19 protein-coding genes and 1 pseudogene are annotated in these 20,881 nt (G+C 42.5%); 9 read left to right on the plus strand and 11 right to left on the minus strand.

The window, feature by feature from the left end; all coding sequences use genetic code 11:
• Positions 1-158: 158 nt before the first annotated feature.
• Positions 159-1,406 carry an alpha/beta hydrolase gene (locus JWG44_RS02480; protein ID WP_205273376.1) on the minus strand — a complete coding sequence of 416 codons (1,248 nt, stop codon included), beginning with the start codon at positions 1,404-1,406 and terminating at the stop codon, positions 159-161.
• Between the two features lie 13 nt (positions 1,407-1,419).
• Between JWG44_RS02480 and JWG44_RS02485 the strand changes: the two are divergent.
• Positions 1,420-1,937: pseudogene (locus JWG44_RS02485) on the plus strand (hypothetical protein).
• 78 nt (positions 1,938-2,015) lie between these two features.
• Here JWG44_RS02485 and JWG44_RS02490 read toward each other — a convergent pair.
• The 3 genes from JWG44_RS02490 to JWG44_RS02500 form a co-directional block, all read right to left on the minus strand.
• Positions 2,016-2,630, minus strand: coding sequence for an HD domain-containing protein (locus tag JWG44_RS02490; protein ID WP_205273378.1), 615 nt, complete (start codon positions 2,628-2,630; stop codon positions 2,016-2,018).
• Between the two features lie 298 nt (positions 2,631-2,928).
• Positions 2,929-4,476, minus strand: coding sequence for a glycerol kinase 5 (locus tag JWG44_RS02495; protein WP_205273379.1), 1,548 nt, complete (start codon positions 4,474-4,476; stop codon positions 2,929-2,931).
• Positions 4,477-4,787: 311 nt separating this feature from the next.
• Positions 4,788-5,231 carry a host attachment protein gene (locus JWG44_RS02500; RefSeq protein ID WP_205273380.1) on the minus strand — a complete coding sequence of 148 codons (444 nt, stop codon included), beginning with the start codon at positions 5,229-5,231 and terminating at the stop codon, positions 4,788-4,790.
• On the opposite strand from JWG44_RS02500, the gene JWG44_RS22610 reads away from it, so the two are divergent.
• From JWG44_RS22610 to JWG44_RS02520, 5 genes are all read left to right on the plus strand, one after another.
• Positions 5,198-5,422, plus strand: a complete 225-nt coding sequence (locus tag JWG44_RS22610) for a hypothetical protein (RefSeq protein ID WP_408611863.1) — start codon at positions 5,198-5,200, stop codon at positions 5,420-5,422. The two genes, JWG44_RS02500 and JWG44_RS22610, sit on opposite strands and share 34 nt — an antisense overlap.
• A gap of 54 nt (positions 5,423-5,476) precedes the next feature.
• Complete coding sequence (locus JWG44_RS02505) at positions 5,477-5,806, plus strand: hypothetical protein (RefSeq protein ID WP_205273381.1); 330 nt, start codon at positions 5,477-5,479, stop codon at positions 5,804-5,806.
• Between the two features lie 911 nt (positions 5,807-6,717).
• The gene (locus JWG44_RS02510) at positions 6,718-7,914 is read left to right on the plus strand and encodes an AraC family transcriptional regulator (protein ID WP_205273382.1); all 1,197 of its coding nucleotides are present in this window, start codon (positions 6,718-6,720) and stop codon (positions 7,912-7,914) included.
• A gap of 506 nt (positions 7,915-8,420) precedes the next feature.
• Positions 8,421-9,587: an Lcl C-terminal domain-containing protein gene (locus JWG44_RS02515; protein ID WP_205273383.1), complete on the plus strand. Its 1,167-nt coding sequence runs from the start codon at positions 8,421-8,423 to the stop codon at positions 9,585-9,587.
• 745 nt (positions 9,588-10,332) lie between these two features.
• Entirely contained in the window at positions 10,333-11,490 is a 1,158-nt protein-coding gene (locus JWG44_RS02520; protein WP_205273384.1) for an Lcl C-terminal domain-containing protein, read from the plus strand.
• A gap of 195 nt (positions 11,491-11,685) precedes the next feature.
• Here JWG44_RS02520 and JWG44_RS02525 read toward each other — a convergent pair whose 3' ends face one another.
• Positions 11,686-12,147 carry a PaaI family thioesterase gene (locus JWG44_RS02525; protein ID WP_205273385.1) on the minus strand — a complete coding sequence of 154 codons (462 nt, stop codon included), beginning with the start codon at positions 12,145-12,147 and terminating at the stop codon, positions 11,686-11,688.
• 410 nt (positions 12,148-12,557) lie between these two features.
• Positions 12,558-13,643, minus strand: coding sequence for an AraC family transcriptional regulator (locus JWG44_RS02530; RefSeq protein ID WP_205273386.1), 1,086 nt, complete (start codon positions 13,641-13,643; stop codon positions 12,558-12,560).
• A gap of 93 nt (positions 13,644-13,736) precedes the next feature.
• Here JWG44_RS02530 and JWG44_RS02535 point away from each other — a divergent pair, with 93 nt between their 5' ends.
• Positions 13,737-14,507 carry a hypothetical protein gene (locus tag JWG44_RS02535; protein ID WP_205273387.1) on the plus strand — a complete coding sequence of 257 codons (771 nt, stop codon included), beginning with the start codon at positions 13,737-13,739 and terminating at the stop codon, positions 14,505-14,507.
• 8 nt (positions 14,508-14,515) lie between these two features.
• Here the strand turns inward: JWG44_RS02535 and JWG44_RS02540 are convergent, their stop codons facing one another.
• The 4 genes from JWG44_RS02540 to ribH are packed head-to-tail and all read right to left on the minus strand — an operon-like array spanning position 14,516 to position 18,793.
• A complete protein-coding gene (locus JWG44_RS02540) occupies positions 14,516-15,805 on the minus strand; it encodes a HEAT repeat domain-containing protein (protein WP_408611864.1) in 1,290 nt (429 codons plus the stop codon).
• Positions 15,806-15,852: 47 nt separating this feature from the next.
• Positions 15,853-17,922 (minus strand): tetratricopeptide repeat protein, encoded by a 2,070-nt coding sequence (locus JWG44_RS02545; protein WP_205273388.1) that lies wholly within the window; start codon positions 17,920-17,922, stop codon positions 15,853-15,855.
• Positions 17,915-18,331 carry a transcription antitermination factor NusB gene (gene nusB / locus JWG44_RS02550; protein ID WP_118983560.1) on the minus strand — a complete coding sequence of 139 codons (417 nt, stop codon included), beginning with the start codon at positions 18,329-18,331 and terminating at the stop codon, positions 17,915-17,917. Before nusB ends, JWG44_RS02545 begins: the two co-directional genes overlap by 8 nt.
• Entirely contained in the window at positions 18,332-18,793 is a 462-nt protein-coding gene (ribH, locus tag JWG44_RS02555) for a 6,7-dimethyl-8-ribityllumazine synthase (RefSeq protein WP_118970049.1), read from the minus strand. It lies immediately after the preceding gene.
• A 34-nt stretch (positions 18,794-18,827) separates the two neighbouring features.
• On the opposite strand from ribH, the gene JWG44_RS02560 reads away from it, so the two are divergent.
• Together JWG44_RS02560 and JWG44_RS02565 are read left to right on the plus strand one after the other, a co-directional pair.
• Positions 18,828-19,640, plus strand: a complete 813-nt coding sequence (locus JWG44_RS02560) for a tetratricopeptide repeat protein (RefSeq protein ID WP_205273389.1) — start codon at positions 18,828-18,830, stop codon at positions 19,638-19,640.
• A gap of 554 nt (positions 19,641-20,194) precedes the next feature.
• The gene (locus JWG44_RS02565) at positions 20,195-20,671 is read left to right on the plus strand and encodes an LA_3696 family protein (RefSeq protein ID WP_205273390.1); all 477 of its coding nucleotides are present in this window, start codon (positions 20,195-20,197) and stop codon (positions 20,669-20,671) included.
• On the opposite strand, the gene JWG44_RS02570 is transcribed toward JWG44_RS02565, so the two are convergent.
• Positions 20,668-20,829: a hypothetical protein gene (locus JWG44_RS02570; RefSeq protein WP_205273391.1), complete on the minus strand. Its 162-nt coding sequence runs from the start codon at positions 20,827-20,829 to the stop codon at positions 20,668-20,670. The two genes, JWG44_RS02565 and JWG44_RS02570, sit on opposite strands and share 4 nt — an antisense overlap.
• Positions 20,830-20,881 lie beyond the last annotated feature (52 nt).

The raw sequence follows: 20,881 nt of genomic DNA on the forward strand, positions 1-20,881 counted from the left end.
GCTTCTCTTTGCATTTCTTTTGCAAGAAACGTACCAGGCTCAAAATGGCGGAAATCTGCCCTCTTTTTATAAAGAACGAATGCTAAAAAGGCCGAGCGCAAAAATATGCCCATTAAATAGGCATGACATAATCCATATTACGTAAAATTACAGCAGAATTAGGGAGAAAAGGGTTTGCGAAGTTTAGAAAAAACGGAAAGAAAACCTTCTTTGATCTTATTGGCCAAACCCGGTTGAGTCTTCGTTCCGTATTTGTGGAGAAAGGATTCCACGTATTGAAAGACGTCGTCGTCGGCCCGATCCCCCATTACGAGACAAGCGTGTCCGTAATCATCCGAAGATCCGTTCGACTTGGAGATCACTCGAAATTCTTTTTTCTTTGTTCCCGCATTTTCAAAAACGGAACGAACCGAATCCGGAGTTGCGATCACGTCTTTTTCACCCGCGATAAACAGAGAAGGAACGTTGATATTTTTTTGAAGACGAACGTAGTCGTAAAAACCGTTGAGAGAATGCATCTCTTTGGTTTCGATCCAATTCATAAATTGTTCGGTCACTCCGTCGCTGATATTCTCGATCGCATTCTTCATGATCTTCTTCACAGTTTTGGAAGAAGTCACCTTCGGGTTGTAAAGAATTTCGTCGATCGGAGTATAAAGTTCTCCCGCTAAGGGCGCGAGAATCGAAGCTCCGAATTTCAAATCCAACATCTTTCTCGCGCGAGGAAATCGGGAAAGAAGACCGATCAACGTGATTCCGATATGATTTAAGTTTCCCGGTCCTCCTAAAGAAACAAAAGCCGCGATGTCCTTTGTGTCCTTTGGTTCGGAAATACAAAAATGAGAATAAAGAATCATCGCACCCATAGAATGACCCACGTAAGAAATTCGATCGGCTCCCGTGATCTTCTTCACTTTATCGATCATCGCGGGAACGTCGTATTTTACGATATCGTCAAACGTAAAGTCTTCGTAACGAGTCGGACTTTCGTGATACGATCTTCCGCAGCCCCGAAGAGAAACCGCAAATACCTCGTAACCTCTAAGTTTCAGATAATAAGGAAGAGAATGCCTTCTGTCTAAATCGACCACATACTTATTCGTCGCGATTCCGTGAACCACAAGAACCGGCGCGAGTTGACGATTCGGTTGCGGAGGAATATGTCTGTGAAGCGCGAGATTCCATCCGTCCTTTGTCTTTGCAAAATGAACCTCGTCCGCGATGTCTTCTTGTCCGTACAACTTACCGATCCAATTCAAAAGCAGAGGATGGATGAGAAGAATTAAGATTAAAATTCCTGTAAAGATAAACGCGAGCGTGGAAGCGAGAAGCGCGAATAACAACAAGATGAGAAATGTGGTGGCTAAGTAGAAAGGACTTCTACGATTCTTTAAGATCGCGAGCACAGAGTTAAAAATAATCGAAATTCCGAATTGTCAAGAATTAGAAGCTGCTTGCCCGAAAATTCCAAGAAAAGATCCTGGTAGAAACCATCCGAGTTCTTCATGTCTCAAGGCCCAGAATACAAACTCTACAAATCGCCGAACGGATGGTATTCCATGGTCGTTCCCGCGCACTGGGTGCAGATGGTCATCGAAGGAATTCCAGCGTTTTTCGAGGAAAACGGAAGCGGCGCCCTTCAGGTTTATGCGTTTGAAAACAAAGTCGGAAGTTATATTCTCAAAGAAGAATTGGAACGATATCTCAAAACCCATGAAATCGACTTTGAAGAAGATAAGGTCGCGGATTTTGAGAACGAAGAAGGGAGCAAGATCATGGCCTGCGAGTTTGTCAAAGAAGACAGATTCTGGATGGTCTATATGATCGCAAATAAAAAAAGGATGATCCTACTTACCTATAACAGCGATGAGGTGCCGGCGGAATATCTCGTAAAAGAACTCACCACCGTCATCAGTTCGATTCGTTTTGCTCAATAGGAATTAGTTTCTTTCAATTCGTCTTCCGGATTCTTTTTTCAATTCGGCTTTTTGAATATATCTTCAAATAAACGCTTTTCAGAGATTTTCCAATTCTCTTTTCAGATTTTCCCTTGCCCGTTTCTCATAACGTTCAAAAAAGAAATCAGTTTTGTAGATTCTTTCCATATTTAGAAAATGTTTTAAAACTTTTCCACGGCCGATTTTGTAATCGCCATCGGAGTAAATGGAATATTCTTTTCTAATATTCTTACAATAGTCGGAATACAAATTCCATTCTTCTCCAAGAATCGATAGATCCGCGTCCAAAAATAAATTCGTATCCAAGTCCTCGCTCGTAGAATGGCCTTTAGTCGCAACGATCTGCGACGCGCATTTTGCGATTTGATCCTTCGGATAACCGATGGATTGAAGTCGATCTTTCGCAATCACTGCGCTTTTTTCCTCATTCTCGTGAGAAGAAACGTCGTAGAGGATGTCGTGATATACGATGGAAAAAAGAATCGTATCCCAATCTTCAATCCGATCTTTTATTTGATAGAGAAGGTTGAAAAGATTTTCGATATGACTGAGATCGTGATAAAATCGATGTTTTTCGGAATAATGTCGAACGATTTCGTTCCAGTAGTTCTCACAGACTTGAAAATCGTCCGAATACTTCCGAATCGTTTCTTGAAACTTTTCTTGGATCATAGATGTTAAAATTACCGCTCTTTCAAAGGATGACTTGCATCCTTTCCATGTTCTAAAAAAGGGAAAAAGAACGAAGATCGCCGAATAGAAGAAAGGCCTCGCAAGAAGGAAAGAATCATTCTATCTCTACATTCTTTCTCCAGGAATCAAAAATTCTCAATCCTGTTTCGAAGGCTTGAGAATCTTGTCGAATACCGAACGTTCAGAGTTGATCGAAATCACTTCGAAAAAAATTCCCGTAAAACCTGAATTCCTCAATCGAAAAATAGGAATTCAGGTTCATAAAGAATGTAAAAATTCATTCGATCGCGAGAGTCGCGGCGACCGCCTTCTTCCAACGTTTTAGTTTTTGAGAACGTTTTTCGGGATCCATCTTCGGTTCAAAGGTCTTATATCCTTTTTGTAAGGACTTGAGTTCTTCCGTGTCTTTCCAAAAACCGACGGCAAGTCCGGCAAGATAAGCCGCGCCCGTCGCCGTCATATCCGGTTCCGGAGCCCGATTGACTCTCATGTTGGAGAAGTCGGAGAGACATTGAAGAAGAATATCGGACTGAGAGACGCCGCCGTCGACCTTGATCTCTTTGATCTTCACCTTTGTATCTTTTTGAATTCCTTCCAAAACTTCGAAAAGACTCAGAGCGATTCCTTCCAAAACGGCTCTTGCGATATGCCGTCTGTGAGTCGCGAGAGAAAGACCGCTGATCGAAGCCTTTGCCCTCGGATTAAAATAAGGAAAACGAGCGCCCGTTGGATACGGAATAAAAACTACACCTTCGGTATCTTCAGCTTGAGCGGCGAGTTCGTTTAAAACTTTCGGAGTATCGGAAAGACCAATCCCCTTCCCCAACCAATCGATCAGAGTTCCCGCGGTAGCGACAAAACCTTCCAGCATATAAGTAGTTTGTCCGTTGAGTCTCCAAGCGATCATCGGGAAAAGACCTCTTTTGGAAAGTTTTGCCTTGGGTCCGATATTGATGTCGACAAAGGCCCCTGATCCTTGGGAAATTTTCACTTCTCCCGGTTCGAAACAACACTGACCGAAAAGAGCGGCCATCTGATCTCCGATCGAAGCTCGGATCGGAACCGAATTCCCGCCAAGAAATTCGGGAAGGCTGTGACCGAAATCTCCGTTGCTATCCTTAACTTCCGGAAAGAGATTTGCCGGAATTCCAAAAATGGAAAAGATCGGTTTGTTCCAGATCAATTGAAAAGGATTGAACATTCCCGTAGCGACAGCGTTAGACGAATCTGTGAGATGATTCTTGCCGCCCGTAAGTTTATAGATAAACCAAGTATCCAGGGTTCCGAAAAGGACTTCTCCGTTTTTACACCTTTTTTTGAGTTCCGGATTCTCATCCAAAACCCATTTCAAACGACAGGTTGCGTGATCGGTCGTAAAACGAAGCATGGAAGTCGCGATCATCATCGGATGATTGGTAAGGTTTCCGATTACTGTGGAAATGAGACGGATCAAACGCCAGACAAAATTCCGATTCATCGCGTCTGCGGTTTTATAAGAACGGACATCCGCCCAACTGATCAGAGGAGTCAGGGGTTTTCCCGAAGATTTTTCCCAGAGAAGAAAAGAACCGCGTTGATTACAAATTCCTAATACTGCGATTTCTTTTGCGAGGGCCTTTTTCTTTTGAATTTTTTTCAGAAGCGAAAGAAGAGCCTTCCAAAGAACTTCGGGATCGTGTTCGAGGGCGCCCGGAGCCGGAATGTTCGGAGGAGTTTTTTCATACTGTCTTTCGACGATTTTGCCTTTGCGATCGAGTAAAAAGGCTCGAATCCCGCTTCCTCCGCTGTCGATGGAAAGGACGTATTTTCCTTTTGGGTTGGTCATTCAATTCTCCGAAATATTCTTGCTGGATAAAAAAAGAAGAATCCGTATCATCTCGCAAAAGAAAAATTCAAAGAGATAAAACGAAATCAAAAAAATAGATAATCGAAAGCAGAAGATTCTGTCTATGTTTTTTGCGAAAAGGAAAGGACAAAGAAGAGGGTTTTCATTCTTAAAAAAAGAAATCCCGGGGACAAACTCGAAAAAAACGCCCCGAAACCGGGAGCAGGATAAGAATCCGGGATCGATCTTAAGAATCAAACCTGCCTCCTTAAGATCGAAAACGGATTCCAAAAAAAGGAAATAAAAACTTTCTAAACTAAGATTCCTCTTAGATGAGAAAGAATTCCTTTATTATCGGACGTTGGAATGTCCTTCGCCATCTTATGAAAGATCATCGATTGGGATTGGCGATCCAATTTATCCATAAGCATTCCGAGAAAACGAGGTTCGGAAACAAGGACAAGACTTAGGAAACGATTGGATTTTCTTCCCTGAGAAATTCGATCCGAAATCTGACTCGCAAACGTTTCCGCGACTCTGCGTTTCGGTTCCTGGACGGATTCGGTATCAAAGGCCACTCTTTGCGCCTTTGCACTTTTACCGGGGCCGGAAGCTTGGAGGATGAGCTCCCGATTTTTCATTCTTCCTTTCGGATTTTCGATACTTTCCAAAAGTTCCAGACCATTTCGAGAACCTTTGTACTCGTAAATTTTCGCTTCGGATCGATTTGCGACCACAACCCATTTGTTTTTCATACACAACTCCTATCGAGCGACCCATAGGGAGCGAGATAGCCAAAAGCCGCGAAGCGGAAGCGTTGGCTCTTTGCGAAGCAAAGATGAGCGACAAACAATCCTTATTCTCAGCAAATTCTATTTCAGAAAAAACTTCCTCAAATCACTCAAAATCATTCCAAACAAAAATAAAGCCATTACAAAGAAAGTAATCCGAGATAGCCAAAAGCCGCGAAGCGGAAGCGTTGGCTCTTTGCGAAGCAAAGATGAGCGACAACAATCCTTCTTCTCAGCAAATTCTATCTCAAAAAAACTTCCTCAAATCACTCAAAATCATTCCAAACAAAAATAAAGCCATTACAAAGAAAGTATCCGAGATAGCCAAAAGCCGCGAAGCGAAACTCAGTGCCTCACTCCCTAAGGGTCGTTCGCACAATGTTGGCTCTTTGCGAAGCAAAGATGAGCGACAAACAATCCTTCTTCTCAGCAAATGCGATCTCAAAAAAAACTTCCTCAAATCACTCAAAATCATTCCAAACAAAAATAAAGCCGTTACAAAAACATTAACGAAGGAGAATCGAATCCAACCGCGGTAGCCAACTCAAAGGTGAACTTGTTCTATACGAATGAAAAGAAAAGTTCAATCTCTTTTTGTGAATCAGAAAACAAGAACTTCCGTTGTATAACAATTGTTTTAGTATAAGATAAGAATCCGCCATTACTGGAAGAATAAACACCGGATCGGATTTCGATACGATACGAATAAAAAAGAACGATTTGGATCCGAAAGCCCAGAACAAACCGGAGATATATTATTTAATCATAATATATCTCATTCTCAAAATCCTTCAAAACAATCGAAACATTTCATAGAACAAGTCATAGAAATAAACGACTCTGAAATCAAGGCTCAGATTTTTGTTAAGCGACAAAATATGCCATTCGGACAGGTAATAAAGAATGAGTTCTTTTCTGAATTTCGAAAAAGACAAGGCCAAAAGAGGAAAAAAATATTTTACCGGAAAGCCTGGAAAAAAAGCCTGTAAAAAGAGATATCCGCACTGGATTTAGCAGAAACGTAAAAGTAGGAATTCATTCAGTTGAAAGATCATAGCAAAATAGCATTCAGACTTCTTACGTCTTTGACACAAATGGATTCATTTCTGAATTTCTTTGCTCAGACTTCTCTTCGCTTAACAATTTGTGACTTCGAAATATCAAGAAAGAAAATTATTTATAAATAGAATTGAATCATGAAATCCACACTGGCTTTTCAGTTTATATACTGAAAGGATTTTTACGGCAAATACTTATATGTTTATCAAAGAAATCTTTGATCTTTGAATTCATTCTCAAACAAAAACAAGAAGAATGAAAATAGAGAACTCAGGTTTTGTTTTTTATAAAGGAAACTTTTTCTTTTTAAAAAACGCTGAAGAAGACGTTATCTCCGCTTCGAAATTCAAAGGGCACGAGAGTAACGAAAGACAAGACAGGAGTGTTTACGATGGGTTTTTTTCCAGATTTGGATTTATTGAATTATCTCGGCTCTTTAAACAACGGGATCAATCGATATTTAGAATTTTTTTATTCGTCGAGTATTGCAATCAGCCTTTTAACCGGAATTTCCGGCTTGTATAAAGGAAGATCGAATCATCTCAACTTGGTTCGTGGGATATTTTTATTGAGCGTGTTTTTCTGCATCATCGGTCAAGGAAGAGCTTTTTCTTATATCATTCTACCGACCGACACCTTGCTTACCATGGAACATCGAATCTTCTATTCGTATTTTTTCGGGTTTGCGATTTGTGCAAGTTTATCCACGACATTCTATTCTCTTCACGTGATTGGATATTTAAAAGATCCTTTAAAACCGAGCCTTTGGGCCTTTCTCGGTTTTCCGGTTGTCTTTATCCTTTCTTTATTTTTAGAAAATCTGCATTCGATAACCTATTTAGGCAAGGGTTTGATTTTTTCAATGCAGGTGACTGGCGGGATTTGGTCCTTTTCCTATATCAAAAAACAAAAACTAAAACGAATCTACTACAACTATCCTTTGCAAAATTTTGCTCTGAGTTTTGCGATATCCGGTCACACCATCGGACTCTGGATCGGTTCGATGAATTTAGTCATACTTGCTCTGGCAGCGCCGGCGCTTTTTGTGATCTATTTTTTTATTCTAGAATACAACTATCCTGAGATTTTGAGAAAAAGCATTTTTAGACCCAAGAATTCGGAAATTGAAACGGAACTAGAAACTGAGAGCATCCAAGAGGAAGCTCAGATCCTCAATCAGTACATCCCTCGCAATCTATTGGAAGGAGTGAATATAACAAAAATCGACGAGAACGTCGAACGATTTGTTTTAAATCGAGAATTTTTAGACGAAGAGATTCGTTTGCCGGATTTTTCAGCTTACATTGGATTGTCAGTCCATCAAGCCTCTTATTATCTAAACAATTATAAGAAGCTAAGCTTTTCCGACTTTCTCAATTACCATAGATTACAAGCTGCAAAGGAAATGATTTTAAGAAATCAGGAAATGAACCTTTTGGAAATCGCCTTGGCTTGCGGATTCAATTCTCCTTCCTCTTTTCGAAGGGCTTGTCTCAAGTTTGAAGAAAATTCTCCAAAAGAACTTCGATTCAAACTGCTTGGGGAAGCAAGACCGATCCAAACTCTGGAACTACAAGCTCAAATCTGAGCTTGTGGATTCTTATTTTCCATCTACACGTTTCCCAAAGTATTCATTTATTTTGCAGGAGATGGCAAACAATGTGGTTCTGTTCCCGAATGGAGCAGAACCTTTTTCGAATCGGATTCTCCTCCTCTAAATCAGAAACTTACCCGCAAGTTTGAAAACTGCCGGGATCCAATCCACAAAGATCCGAATTCCAATAAGAATTTTTGTCGAAGTTCCGACTGAGAAACTTTGTATTTGCAAAAAGTAAATTTAGAATGCAAAAATGATTCATCCTGAACTCTAATTCGTATTTTATATTTTTATAATATTCTCATCCTCCCCCACTCAGTGACCGGCACTCACTTAAATGCCACTTAAAGCGACATCTCATATTATCAACTGAATAGTTGATTCTGTAAATATTACTTCACAAGAATGGAATTGGAAGGTATTAGAGCCTATTCCGATGATTCTTCCATGCTCATATATTTCTTAAAAAAATCAGGTTATCTCCAAAGAGGTTTTTTATGTTTCGGATAATGATTCTTCTTCCAGTTATTTTTGTTCAACTGACCTGCAAAGGTCCTCCCGAGAAACCGGATCCACCGTTGACCTTATTTAAGTTCTTAGTCGAGCCTCCAGTCAATGTAAATGAGGACGCAACTTCTCAACCCTCCGTGACAAACCCATCTTATAATTCGAATAGGATCAGTGATACGGGACAAACCTTATGTTATACCAATGCAGGAGGTGTTACGGCTTGTCTTAACACAGGACAAGACGGAGAATTTAACGATATTCCAAGCCAACGGTCCTTTACCGGTCCGACGCAACATTCTCAATATACGAATGATTATACGACCCTGGATAACAATCGTGGCCTTGTATGGAAAACCTGTCCGGAAGGCCAAACGGGGCCAACCTGCGCCGGAGCGGCTACGCCTTTCAGCTGGAATACTGCAAGTTTGGGCGGCCCTGGAACCTGCAACGCTCTCAATGCTCAGAATGGAGGGAACGGCTACGCGAGAAGAACAAACTGGAGAATTCCGACCGCAAAAGAATTACTTTCTATCTATCACTATATGAACGCTCCCGCACATATGGAAACAGCACCTTTCCCAAACGCCGATCAAAGTAATGTTTATTTAACGAATACCGATTATCCTTTGAATACGACGATGGAATGGGTTGTAGACTTTATCAATTCTCCGCCCATTCAGCCTTTTGTAAAGGGAGCTAACGGACTTCTTCGATGTGTTTCCGGAACTCCGGAATCGGCTTTCAATTTTACGGATAACGGGAACGGTACCGTCACCGATCGAAACACAAATCTCCTTTGGTCTAAATGTCCATTTGGAAAATCAAACACTACGTGTTTGGCGGGAGTTTTGTTTTCAGGAAACCGAAACAGCGCGCTTGCAAACTGCAACGGCTTGGTTCTTGCGGGAAGAAGTGATTGGAGACTTCCAAACGTAAACGAGCTTTTAAGCATCGTGGACTACGCAGGAGCTGGTAATCCCGCGATTCAAACAGCAACTTTCCCCAATTTTCCTTCCGCCCTTTTTTGGACTTCTACAAGTGATATAAATGCCTTAACTACAAGTATAGTCATTAACTTCGGAGGCGGCGGGACATTGACAACGACCGCAAAAACGAACCCAGCAAGCGCTATCTGTGTAGCTACAGCACAATAAACTTAGAATGTTCTATTAAAAATGAAGAGCTTGTCCGAAAACTTGAAAGGGACCACTGAAGATACTCCGTAATCTCTTGATAAAACGCAGGAGTTCCCACGGATTTCGTCCCTTAGTCAGCTTTTGAATTTTCTAACAAACCGATTGCCGTCAAATTCTCATTGGAGTTCCTACATTTTGGGGTTTTGAGACAAGCTCCGAATACTTTGAATATAAAACTTAGCGTCTTTCTTCGAGTATTGAATTCATAAAAAAATCGTCCTCTTTAGAAAATAAAAAAAGAGAATCCGTTTATCGGATTCTTTTGCGATTTCCATTCAGTTCTAATCCATATTCTCATTTTCAAACTTCCCAAGAATAAAACCAGTCAACATACCTTTTGTCTTGGAAGCTCTTCCAAAATCATTCGATCTTATCGGAAGAGCAACAAATCCCGGCAATGGTTTTGAGCCATAGAACAAAGTTTGGATTCCAAAGCCAGAGTCCCGACAAAACAAGGATTCTTGTTTTCAAGATATAACCTGAATAATTCGATCCTCGAATTTGAATTTACAAAATCAAAGAATGGCCGAGCAAAGTTACATCTACTCATTCTATACAAAATAAGAAAAACAAAGGGAAGAATTGTTTTGTATAGAATCGAGTTCTATTTTTGAATCCATGGATTCAGGAATATCGGTAATTTTTATAATTCAGAAAATCTTAATTCTATAATATGTTTTTAACTAAAAACGGGGAAACGCACATGCAATTTCGTTTTATTTTATGTATTTTGAATCTATTCTTTTTCTTCTGTGTAAATGCTCCGGAAAAACCGGATCCGCCATTTGTAGCATTACAATATTTGAATAAGGTAGACACCCCGGAAATTCAAGAAGAATCAAGCGGCTCCGATTCCTGCCCTTCCGGGTTCTCCAATTTTAATCCGAACGCTATATCCGATACGGGACAAACCAACTGTTATTTAGGATTGGCTTCCACCCCCTGCTTGGGAACCGGACAAGACGGGGAATACGCCAACATACCGAATGCGAGAAATTTCGTAGGACCGACTCAACACTGTAGATATCCTTCCGATTACACGACGTTAGACACGCTTCACGGCCTTACCTGGAAATCCTGCGCACAGGGTCAAAGTGGTTCCAATTGTGCCTCCGGAGCCACCGCTCCCATCAGCTGGACTAACGCAAACGGTGGACTTCCCGGAAGTTGCTCGGAGTTGAATACTCTAAACGCGGGCAAGGGTTATGCGGGAAAAACAAATTGGCGAATTCCGACTTTACGAGAACTTGCTTCTCTGCTCCATTACACGAACAATCCGCATATCAATGGTCAATTTCCGAATACCTTTTCAGGTATCAGCTACTGGAGCAATACTCCGGATCTTTTAAATTTTGGGAACAATTTCGTAATTCGTTTCGACGCGCCCAATCTCGGCTTTTACTCTAACGTTCAGGCCGTGAATATCAATCTCCGTTGTGTTTCCGGAAGTTCTTTGTCTGCACCCGCATGGATCGATAATGCAAACGGAACGATTACCGATTCCAATACCGGTCTTCTTTGGATGCAATGTCCCGATGGAGTGGCTTGGCCGACCTGCGCGGGAGCGCCTAACAACGAAGATTGGAACACCGCGATCAATACCTGCGAAATGCTGAATTTTGCAGGGAGAACGAATTGGAGATTACCGAACGTAAACGAACTTTTGAGCATCGTCGATTATACACAGCCTGCTCCCCGGATCAATCCGATCTTTCCGAATACGCCTCCCAACCCACACTGGACCTCGACTACGTTTGATAATTTGAAAACCTCCGCTATGCTGATCGACTTTGCCAGCGGACAGTTGTGGGTGAACGATAAATCGAGCGCCCTCCGAGTTCGTTGTGTAACGACAAATTGATCCGAACTCGAAGCTCGACCGTATCTTGTTCTTCAAGTTTTTACGAGCGGTTTTCAAAGTAAAAAACGGAATCGATAAGAATCGGCTTATGGGTGGAATTCCGGATCAAACTTCAAGGATTATGATCGTAAATAAGGTTTGAAAAGGCGTCGCCCTTTCTTTGTAATCGGATCTATTTTCAAAAAAGTTCGATCTTTATTCTTCCAGTTTGTATCCCATCTCCGGGGTTAAGGCGATCGCGCTTTTTGCAAAGTTCCCGATTCCTCTGCCGATTTCTCTTCCCTTTTCGTCAACAAGAATCGATTCCGCAATGATCTGGTGAGTCGCGTTTTGAACCACCGATCCCTTCGCGGTTAAAATCCCGGATTGAATCGGCCTAAGAAGCGTTAGGTGAAACGTAGAAGTGAGAACAAAGTTTCCCTTCACGAGAGAATTGGCGGCAAAAAAGGCCGCGTCGTCCGCCGCTTTGAAATAGACAACTCCGTGCGTGGAGCCCGCTGCGTGAAAAAAATCTTCTCGAATTTCTATCTTGAGTTCCGCCGTTCCTTTTCCGATCGTTAGCAACGGTTTAAAATATACGTTCACCGGAGCGCCGTGATACATGTTCTCCAGTTTTCGGTAGTGTTCGAGTGAGTGCTGATTCGTAACTTCTGACATAGCTTCAGATAAAATCGGTTCACCCAAGAAGAGAATCCTTTTTTTGAACAGACGAATGTCGAATTTGAAATCCGGAATATTTCGATCCTTTTTCCTACCTTCCTTTGAAGGTTTTATATAGGAACTATTTACGAATGAGTATAACTATAGAGACTTCCTAACGGCCCTGGACGAAGGAAAAATCCGCTTTATAAAATTCCAAACATCCGTTAGAGTTCCCACAAATTACGTCTCATTATTTTTTGTAGAATTTCTAATTTTTCTTTTCTTATCCCAAATTGAAATGAGTTCCCGCGTTTCAAGGTCTTGAGAGCCGGAGCAGGTATGTTTGTCTTTTGAATCCGAATCGAACTCTTGCCTTCCAATGGCTTACATTCTGAAAGTTGAATCGATCCAAGCCATTGGAAAACCTAACGAACCGTTTCGCGATATTCACTCGGAGTCATTTCCTCTTCTTCTTTAAACGCTCGCAAAAAACTCGTCTTCGAATTAAAACCCGCGTCCAGGCCGACTCTCAAAACGGGATGATCCGTGGTTTTAAGAAGTTCTTTCGCTTTTCGAATTCTATATTCTCTGCAGAGTTCTAAAAAACTCTTTTGAAAATATCTACCGATCGCCTGCGAGACCGTATGCGTGGAAATACCGAGTTCCTCGGCTAAACTTCCGAGATCGAACTCGGAATCCAGATAAGATTCTTTTGAATTTAGAATTTTAAAAATTCTCTCACCGATTTCATGAACGCTCTCTTCGCTTAACAAAGATTTTTTATATTTGAATTCTTCTTTTTCATACAAAGTCAAAGGGACCGTTTCCGAACTTTCAGCGTAAACTCTAAACCAAGCAAATCCGATCACCCAAAAAGAAAGCGCTGCGTTGGATATCGTTTCGGCCCTAAATCCGGAATCGATGAGAAAGAGAAAAAAAGAAAACAAAAGAAGAATCACACAAAGAATCACAAACTTTCTAAATACGAAAATTTCACGAAACACCGACGCCGGAAATTCTTTCCCAAGTTCTCCGAGTCTTACGTAAATTCTTCCAAAGATCACGATGTTGGAAAGAAGAGTCGCCAAACTCATTCGAATACATTCCGCGTGAGGAGTGATTCTATCTTCCAAAATGTATTTTAATTTTTCTTCGGGGCTTAGGAGATAATGAGGAATCGAATACAAAAAAAGAATCAAAGGCGCTAAAAAAGAAAAACGGGTCCAGATTTTATCCTTTGGATATCCGAAATACTTCTGAAGCGCTATGGCGAAGATCGGGGCCGCGAGCGCTCCCAAAGGAAATCCGACCCTCGAAAGATGCGGGAACTCCAAAACCCAACCCGTCTGAAATCCCAAACCGAGACCGAATAAAAGAGAAAGATGAAGAAAAGCCCAACCAAGATATCGGCTATCGTTTCCTTTTTGTTTCAGACGAAAAAAGAATAAGGAAAGAAGAATCGACTGAAGCAAGCCGCCGACGATGGCAAAGGATCCGAAATCCAAATTCATCTTTTTCTCCTTAAAAAACGGGTTCCACCCAATGGGGTGGGGCGACCGGACCTTGGTTTCGAGATAAACTAAACTCCATTCGGAGGAACCTGAATGTCAAGAATCTTAATCAAAACCCTATTTTCAGTTTTTCTTTTCACGTTTCTTTCTTCTTTAAACGCGGAAGGTATTTCACTTCAAGGAGGACTTTCTCAACCGCTTCTGGGAGGTTGGAACCTCGCAGGAACCTACTACGGAAAAAATCTCGTATTCGAATATTCTCACGGCTCGAATCTCAATTTCGACGCCGCCGGCGGAGTCGGTTTAAACGAAACGGAAAGGGAACAAGGTCTCAGGGTCAATGCTCCTTACACGACTGGTTTCGGCGTCGGTTATCTTTTTACTCCCAACTTGGATCTTCGTCTGGAAGTGAAAGAACATTTCTATCGCGTTCAATCAAAGACAAGTCCGGACGAACTCTATCTTTCACAATCCCTGGGAATTCGATCCGATCTTCCGATTCAGGGAAACGGTTTTGAAAACTGGGTTCCTCCCCTTTCTTCTTCCGAGAATTTTTTGGATCTCACGGTTCGAAAAACGATCGAAGCCGAATTCTTATACGGCGCCAAATACGTTTCTCCCGGTTCCACTCACCGTTATAGAACTCGCTCAGTTGGATTCGGTCTCTACTATCGTTTTTTTCCTCTTGGTGGAAGCGAAGGTCTTATGTTCGAACCGTCGATTCGTTTTTGGCCGAACGCTTGGAGCGATTCCCCGAATGCTGTCGCATTTGAAAATCAGTACGGTCTTTTAGGTCTTCATAAGGCCCACGATCAAGGACTCTTCGTAAACGTCTCGATCGGTTATTACAAGAGGTTGGAGTAATTTAAGAATTATGGCATTCTCGGAGGAAATTTCAGATTTAAGATTTCCCGCATCGCGTTTTCCAATTCGACACGAAGAGATTTTTCAGTTTCGGAAACGTAAGCTTCGAACAAGGAAGGAAGGCTTTCCGGATCGTTGATCGTCCGTATGGTCGCGACGGCTTCGAGTCTCAAATTCAGTTTTTCTCTCGGGTTTCTCGCAAGAACGAGTAACGCAGGCACCGCGTTCTTATCTTTGAGTTCCCCCAAAGAATGAATCAATTGCCATTTAACCATATTCTCTTTTTCTTCGGAAAGAATTTTGGTAAGTTCGATCGCACTCGTATTCGCGCCTAACTTTCCCACGGCGTAAGCGGCCTTGGTCCGAAGTTCGGTTTCCTCTCCGTTAGTCAACACGGCGAGAATTCCCTGCCCTCCCCCGTTGCTTCCGAGGTCGAGCAATAGATCGATCATCCTCGCTTTGAGAAAAAGAACGTCTTCCTTAGTCAATTGTTCGGATACCGCTTTCGCTCCTTGTTTATCCTGAAAGACAAGAAGCGCCTCCAAAGAAACCCTTCTGATATCCGGATTCGGATCGCTCAAACCCTTGTAAAAAAGAGAGATGTTCTGACGGTTTTTTTTGTTTTTAAGAATTTCGAGAGCCACAAGACGAACGTCGTCGTCCGGATCGCTCGTCGCCGATTTTTGAAACTGAGAAAATTTTTCAGTCATTCCCAAACGGTTGATCACGATGAGATATTTTTTTCGCACACCCGAACTTTCGTCGTTCACCAATTTATGAATCTGATTCTGAATTCTTTCGTCCTTTATGATCAGAGAGGACTCTAAAAAATACAACCTCTGAACCGAATCTTTGGAAAGAGACATGTCCAAAAGAATCGGCAACGCCCGATCGTCCTTTAAAAGTTGCATGAGTTTATAACTCAAAAGTCTTACTTCGGTCTCCGGATCCGCAAAGGCGGCGATCACGGAATAGATCAGTCGTTTCTCCTTTTTCTTTTCGGCCAAAAGAAGAATCTCTTTTTTCAGAATTACGTTAGTCGTCTTTTGGAAGGTAGAATCCAAAACGTTTACCCAATTCGGTGCAAGACCGTCCAAGTCTTCGAGTTCGCCGAATAGTTTTAAGATCGCAAGTTGAACCTTTTCGTCCGTAGAATCGTTCTGAAAAATCGGAACCAATTCCTTAACCAGATCCAACCGGCTTCGAGATCGAATTTCGGAAATGGCCGAAATTTGAGCCTTTCCGGCGCTCAAGACCTTTTCTTTAAATTCGTCTTTGGGAGTTTCTGCCGCTACGATCGGAATGGTAAGTAGAATCAAAAGGAAAACGTTTGTGAAGAAGATCCTCAGAAAAATCCCTCCCTTCGAGTGGATTCTTCCAGCGCTGCGGAGGCGGCGCGTTTGTTTTCATAAGCTTCGGAAAGAGAAGGGTCCAAGTCGATAGAACTCTGGAACGAACGAACCGCTCGTTTGTATTCTCCGTTTTTGTAATAACAGATTCCGAGATAGTTGTATGCCGTGGCCGCGGTCTTCGGTCTTACGTCCGAACGAACGATCGCGGTCAATTCGTCGATCGCTTTCTCACGATCCAAAATCGAATTGGAATCTATTAGAATTTTTGCAAGTACCAGTCGGCCTTCCATGTCCTCGGGATCCATATGAGCCGAACGAAACGCTTCGTCCTTGGCGCGGTTTTTGAGATCGGGGTCTTTGGACCTATTGTAAAGAAGCGCCAGTTTTTTGTGGGCATTCTTCAGATCGCTTCCGTCTCTGGAAGTATTCAAAACTTTTAATAGGATTTTTTCGGCGTTGGAATCGTCCTGCATTCCCATATAGGCTTCGGCCATCTTGAGATAGACCTTGTAAGCGTCTTCCTTGTGTTTTACCACACCCGTGTATTCTTCCACGGCTTCACGGAAGAATTTATTCTCCAAGAGATAGTCTCCCAGAGCTTCCCTGCTTTGTACGTTTTCGGGTTCGAGCGCAGCGGACTTTCTCCAGTTTTCGATCGCCAAGGTTCCGTTTCCGGAATGTTTGTAGACGAGCCCGAGCGTATGATACGCCTTTGCGTTTTTCGGATTGAGTTCGAGTACACGATTTAGGGCCGTGATCGCTTCTCCGTAACGTTCCATCTGATCCAGAACGACTCCGAGATTGATAAGCGCAGTTTCGGTAAAACTATCACCCGGAGTGGAAGACACGATTCTTCTATAAGTTTCTTCGGCGGAAAGAAGATCGCCTTTGTTGTAATACGCTTCCGCGAGTTGAAAGAGAGAATCCAAATCGGTAGGATTGTATTTCAGACTTTTCTGAAGAGCGGAGATCGACATTTCTCCTTGATTCAAATTGGAGAATCCTTCCGCGATCAATCTATAAATCTCCGGATCGTTCGCGCCCGCGTCTCTTGCAAGTTCCAGATATTTCAGAGCTTCTTCTTTTTTTCCATTCTTCTGAAGAACGACGGCGAGGTTATAAAGATACTTCGCTTCGTTTGGAGAAAGCGAGCTCGCCTGTCGGAAATGATATTCCGCGCTCGGATAATCCTGTTTGTTGTAGGCGATGTTTCCCAGATAAGAATGCGAAAGAGCGGCCAGCCTTCCGGAAGGAGACTTCATTACAACTTTCTTAAATTCTTCTTCCGCTTGCGGAATCTCGCCTTTTTTAAAATAACTCACCGCCAAGTTGTAAGTGAGATACATATCGTCCGGAGATTGAGCAAGTCCTTCCTTGTAAGCGTCGATCGCCGCGTCGGGATCGTTCAACTCGTTGAAAAGATTCCCCGCGAGCAAGGAAATCCTAGGATCGTTGGGCGCGATTTCCTTTGCTTTGAGCGCCGCCATTCTCGCGTCGGCGAATCTTCCCGCGTGTTTGTATGCGAGTGTAAGATTGTAATACGCGTAAAAATTCTTCGGATCAAATTGAACCGCTTTCTGGAGACGTTCGATCGCCTGCGGATAACGTCCGCTCTCGTCGTGTATTACGCCTAACACTGTGAGTGCGATGGACTTCTCTTCCTGAGTTCCGGTAGAATCCAAAAATTCATTACAATAATCGAATGCTTGTCTTGTGAATCGTTCCTTATAAAGATTGATACACTTCGCGAGTTGCGGATTCGCATTTCCGTCAGGAAGATAAGGTCTTTCGAGAAGACGATTGATATCGGATTTATTTTGTACGAGATCTTTGTTGAAACCGCCGGCGAACTCGGAACCGGGAGAAGAACGGAAGAATTGATAGTAAACCGCGAAACTCAAAGCTCCCAAAACGAGGGCTCCGAGAAGAATCCAGAATATTAGAAGTTTATTGTATGATCTGCGAATCCGAATGGGCTGCTCCTTATCTTCGGGGAAATAGAGTTCTTTTTCCTCTATTCCTTCTAAGAACAGCCTGTTTTTTCGGATTTCTTTTTCATCCATCGGATTTGATTTCGTTTTTGAGAATTGCGTCTAAGATTCCATTTACAAACCGAGCCGATTCTTCACTCTCGAATTCTTTCGTGAGCTCCACCGCTTCGTCGATCGTAACGTTCTTCGGAACTTCCCAGGTATACAACAAAGCATAGACTGACAGACGAAGGATCGCCTTATTGACGACGCTGATTCTGGAAAAGTCCCAGTTTTTGGAATACTTCTTTATCAGAGTATCGATCTGTTCCTGATTTTTCACAACCCCATTTACGATAGAAATGGCGAAATCCCTTTCTTCTTGTTCTGTTTTTTTATCATACCACTTGAACTTCAAAACGTCCTTGAGAGGAGGTTTTGTAAGTTCCAATTGGTAAAGTGCCATTACGGCGATTTCGCGGGAAGTACGTCTGGCTGACATTTAGAGAAGGGAAAGCAGGTTGACCATTTCGATAGCCGTGGTAGCGGATTCCGCACCTTTGTTTCCGGCCTTGGTCCCTGCTCTTTCGATCGCCTGTTCAATCGTATCCGTGGTTAAAACTCCAAACACAACCGGAATGGAATACTGGACGCCGATCGAACCGATCTTTGCGGATTCTCCCGCTACGAAATCAAAGTGAGCGGTCGCGCCCCGGATCACCGCGCCCAAACAGATGATCGAGTTGTATTTTTTGGAAGCCGCCGCCTTCGCGACTACCACTGGCATTTCATAAGCGCCTGGAACTCTTACCACGGTGATATCTTCTTCTTTGACTCCGTGCATCCGGAAGGATTCAAGAGCGCCTTTCAAAAGGCTTTCGGTGATGAATTCGTTAAAGCGGGAAACAATCACGCAGTGTTTTTGTCCCTTGCCGTTTAGATCTGCTTTCAGTTCTTGGATCATAGATTCCTGATTGATTCTATTGTTGAGAAATCACATGTTACCTATTGTGGCAAATCAAAAAGTCCTCTCAGGATCGTTTTTCTCCCTTTCGATACGTTTCCTCTTATTTTCGTCCCTGATTCTTACCTTGATCGATTGTTCCGTCTATCGAAGAATCTTTCAGAAGGAAGACGTCTTTTTAAAATCCTTAAATCTTCCCGAATGGGTTTTGGAATCTTCGATCAAACTGAGAGTTTTGTCCGGTCTTTTGGACGTACCCAATCCTGAGGATTCTCTTCCGGAAGACGAGATCGCAACGTTTGAAAACGGAGCGAGAAGAATTCTTGCAACTTCACCGCAGGCGATGAAGGATCTTTTTGAAGCGACCGGCTGTGTGGACGGTTCGAAACTCGCGGGGATCCGCGCCAACAGAATCACGGAAAGAGAAGAAGACGTCTGGTATGGAATCTGTCAGAACGGAAAAGAAGACGCGATCATCTTTCGATTGTTTCAGATGGGGAATGTGGATCTTTATAGAAGATATGAAAAGGAAACCGTTCCCGCCTGGGAAGAAGCAAGAAAACTCGCGGCTAACAATCCGGACAAGGCCGTACGTCTCGCCAATCAAGTCATCGAGTTGGAACCGGCTCATCCGGGGGCGAGAAAACTTTTAGGCAATCTTTATCTCAAGGGCGGCTACTGCAAAGGGTCGGTTCGGAATTATAGAATTTACTTACGCGTTATGCCTCTCGCCGGAGACAAGTGGAAAGTTCACGAACGACTTCAGGAGAAATGCCCGGACTTTCTAAAACCGGAACCCAAAAAAGAAGAAGTGGAACTTCCGGAAAGCGATCCGGATTCTTTTTAACTTCATATCTATGAGAGTTTTATAAATTATATTTTTTTGATATACAAAGCGCTTTTCCAAAATCTTAAAAAAGCGACTACAACAACTCTGTCAAACTCGCAATCAAAACGCTGGAGCTCCCGCTGACCAAGTTTTCTTAAGCGGGCTATGAACTTTCCAAAGGAATTATTTTTGTAAAATCCGGATTGGAGTTCCTACATTTGAGATTTGGGGACAAACTCCCGATAAAGGTTATTGTCTTCAGAACACACAAATCGCATTCTCATTCTCACGCTCACAAGGACATCGATCGAAATGTTCTCATTTTTTCGATTTAAGAATGCAACTCCGAGTAGAGTTCCTTTCTCGTCCGGAAAGATCCTTTTTGTCTCCATTCTTCCAGGAAAGAATCAATTCCTTTGATAAATAAACTATTTAAGAATTTTCTAATTTGCTAAAAAAATCGACAAAAAAAATTCAAAAGCCGCCACCTCGCACACTCCTTTGGAACCGTTCCGGATGAGAGGTAAAAAATAATGCTTGAGCAGTCTCCGTCAAAAGTTCATTCTAATCCTATGATCTGGGTACACAAAATTCCGAATAAACTCGAAGAAATTCTCGGTCTGGATGGTTCACTTCAGTTTCGTAAATTTCTCAACACCACTCTGAACGAGTTCCGTAACGAAATCGTCGGTTTTTCTTCCAACCGTTTTGAAAGGAGACTTCACAAAGAAGCTTCCGCTCTCAATGAGGAAATCAAAGAACTCCGCGGTATACAATCGCAAACCAAAGAAGAAATTCATCTTCTCCGGGGGGAAATGAACCAATGGAAGTTGGAGACCACTCGAGAATTTTATTTATTCCGTTCGGAGATTCAGGATTCTCAGAGTAAGTTTCGAGAAGAGGTGTTCAGTCACCACAACGAACTTAAGGTGGAATTGAAAACGGAGATTTCGGAAATCCATAAAACGATCTCGACACAAACTCGTTGGATTTTAGCGGGAATGTTAGGCGTGGGGAGTTTTTTACTCGGTCTGGCAAAGTTTGTCTAACTTTGTTTTTCCTTTCCGACACGGATCACGAGAGTGATCTTTCCGTCCGGTTTTTCCACCACTTCAAAACCCTCTTCTCTGAGAGTTTTTTTGATCTTATAAAGTCCAAAGTTTACTACTTTGGACTGAGAAACCGTTTTTGGAGTAGATCCTTCCATCTCTAAGAGTATCGGATTTGACCGGACTTGATCTTAAACCCGAATAACGGTT

This window comes from Leptospira ainazelensis (assembly GCF_016918785.1).
Classification (GTDB): domain Bacteria; phylum Spirochaetota; class Leptospiria; order Leptospirales; family Leptospiraceae; genus Leptospira; species Leptospira ainazelensis.

Excerpts from the sequence above, each read along its gene's own strand:
- JWG44_RS02490 (WP_205273378.1), bottom strand. The coding sequence starts at position 2,630 with ATGATCCAAGAAAAGTTTCAAGAAACGATTCGGAAGTATTCGGACGAT.
- ribH (WP_118970049.1), bottom strand. The coding sequence starts at position 18,793 with ATGATCCAAGAACTGAAAGCAGATCTAAACGGCAAGGGACAAAAACAC.
- JWG44_RS02545 (WP_205273388.1), bottom strand. The coding sequence starts at position 17,922 with ATGGATGAAAAAGAAATCCGAAAAAACAGGCTGTTCTTAGAAGGAATA.
- nusB (WP_118983560.1), bottom strand. The coding sequence starts at position 18,331 with ATGTCAGCCAGACGTACTTCCCGCGAAATCGCCGTAATGGCACTTTAC.
- JWG44_RS02565 (WP_205273390.1), top strand. The coding sequence starts at position 20,195 with ATGATCTGGGTACACAAAATTCCGAATAAACTCGAAGAAATTCTCGGT.
- JWG44_RS02530 (WP_205273386.1), bottom strand. The coding sequence starts at position 13,643 with ATGAATTTGGATTTCGGATCCTTTGCCATCGTCGGCGGCTTGCTTCAG.
- JWG44_RS02510 (WP_205273382.1), top strand. The coding sequence starts at position 6,718 with ATGGGTTTTTTTCCAGATTTGGATTTATTGAATTATCTCGGCTCTTTA.
- JWG44_RS02525 (WP_205273385.1), bottom strand. The coding sequence starts at position 12,147 with ATGTCAGAAGTTACGAATCAGCACTCACTCGAACACTACCGAAAACTG.
- JWG44_RS02505 (WP_205273381.1), top strand. The coding sequence starts at position 5,477 with ATGAGCGACAACAATCCTTCTTCTCAGCAAATTCTATCTCAAAAAAAC.
- JWG44_RS02570 (WP_205273391.1), bottom strand. The coding sequence starts at position 20,829 with ATGGAAGGATCTACTCCAAAAACGGTTTCTCAGTCCAAAGTAGTAAAC.
- JWG44_RS02560 (WP_205273389.1), top strand. The coding sequence starts at position 18,828 with ATGTTACCTATTGTGGCAAATCAAAAAGTCCTCTCAGGATCGTTTTTC.
- JWG44_RS02535 (WP_205273387.1), top strand. The coding sequence starts at position 13,737 with ATGTCAAGAATCTTAATCAAAACCCTATTTTCAGTTTTTCTTTTCACG.
- JWG44_RS02500 (WP_205273380.1), bottom strand. The coding sequence starts at position 5,231 with ATGAAAAACAAATGGGTTGTGGTCGCAAATCGATCCGAAGCGAAAATT.
- JWG44_RS02515 (WP_205273383.1), top strand. The coding sequence starts at position 8,421 with ATGTTTCGGATAATGATTCTTCTTCCAGTTATTTTTGTTCAACTGACC.
- JWG44_RS02495 (WP_205273379.1), bottom strand. The coding sequence starts at position 4,476 with ATGACCAACCCAAAAGGAAAATACGTCCTTTCCATCGACAGCGGAGGA.
- JWG44_RS02520 (WP_205273384.1), top strand. The coding sequence starts at position 10,333 with ATGCAATTTCGTTTTATTTTATGTATTTTGAATCTATTCTTTTTCTTC.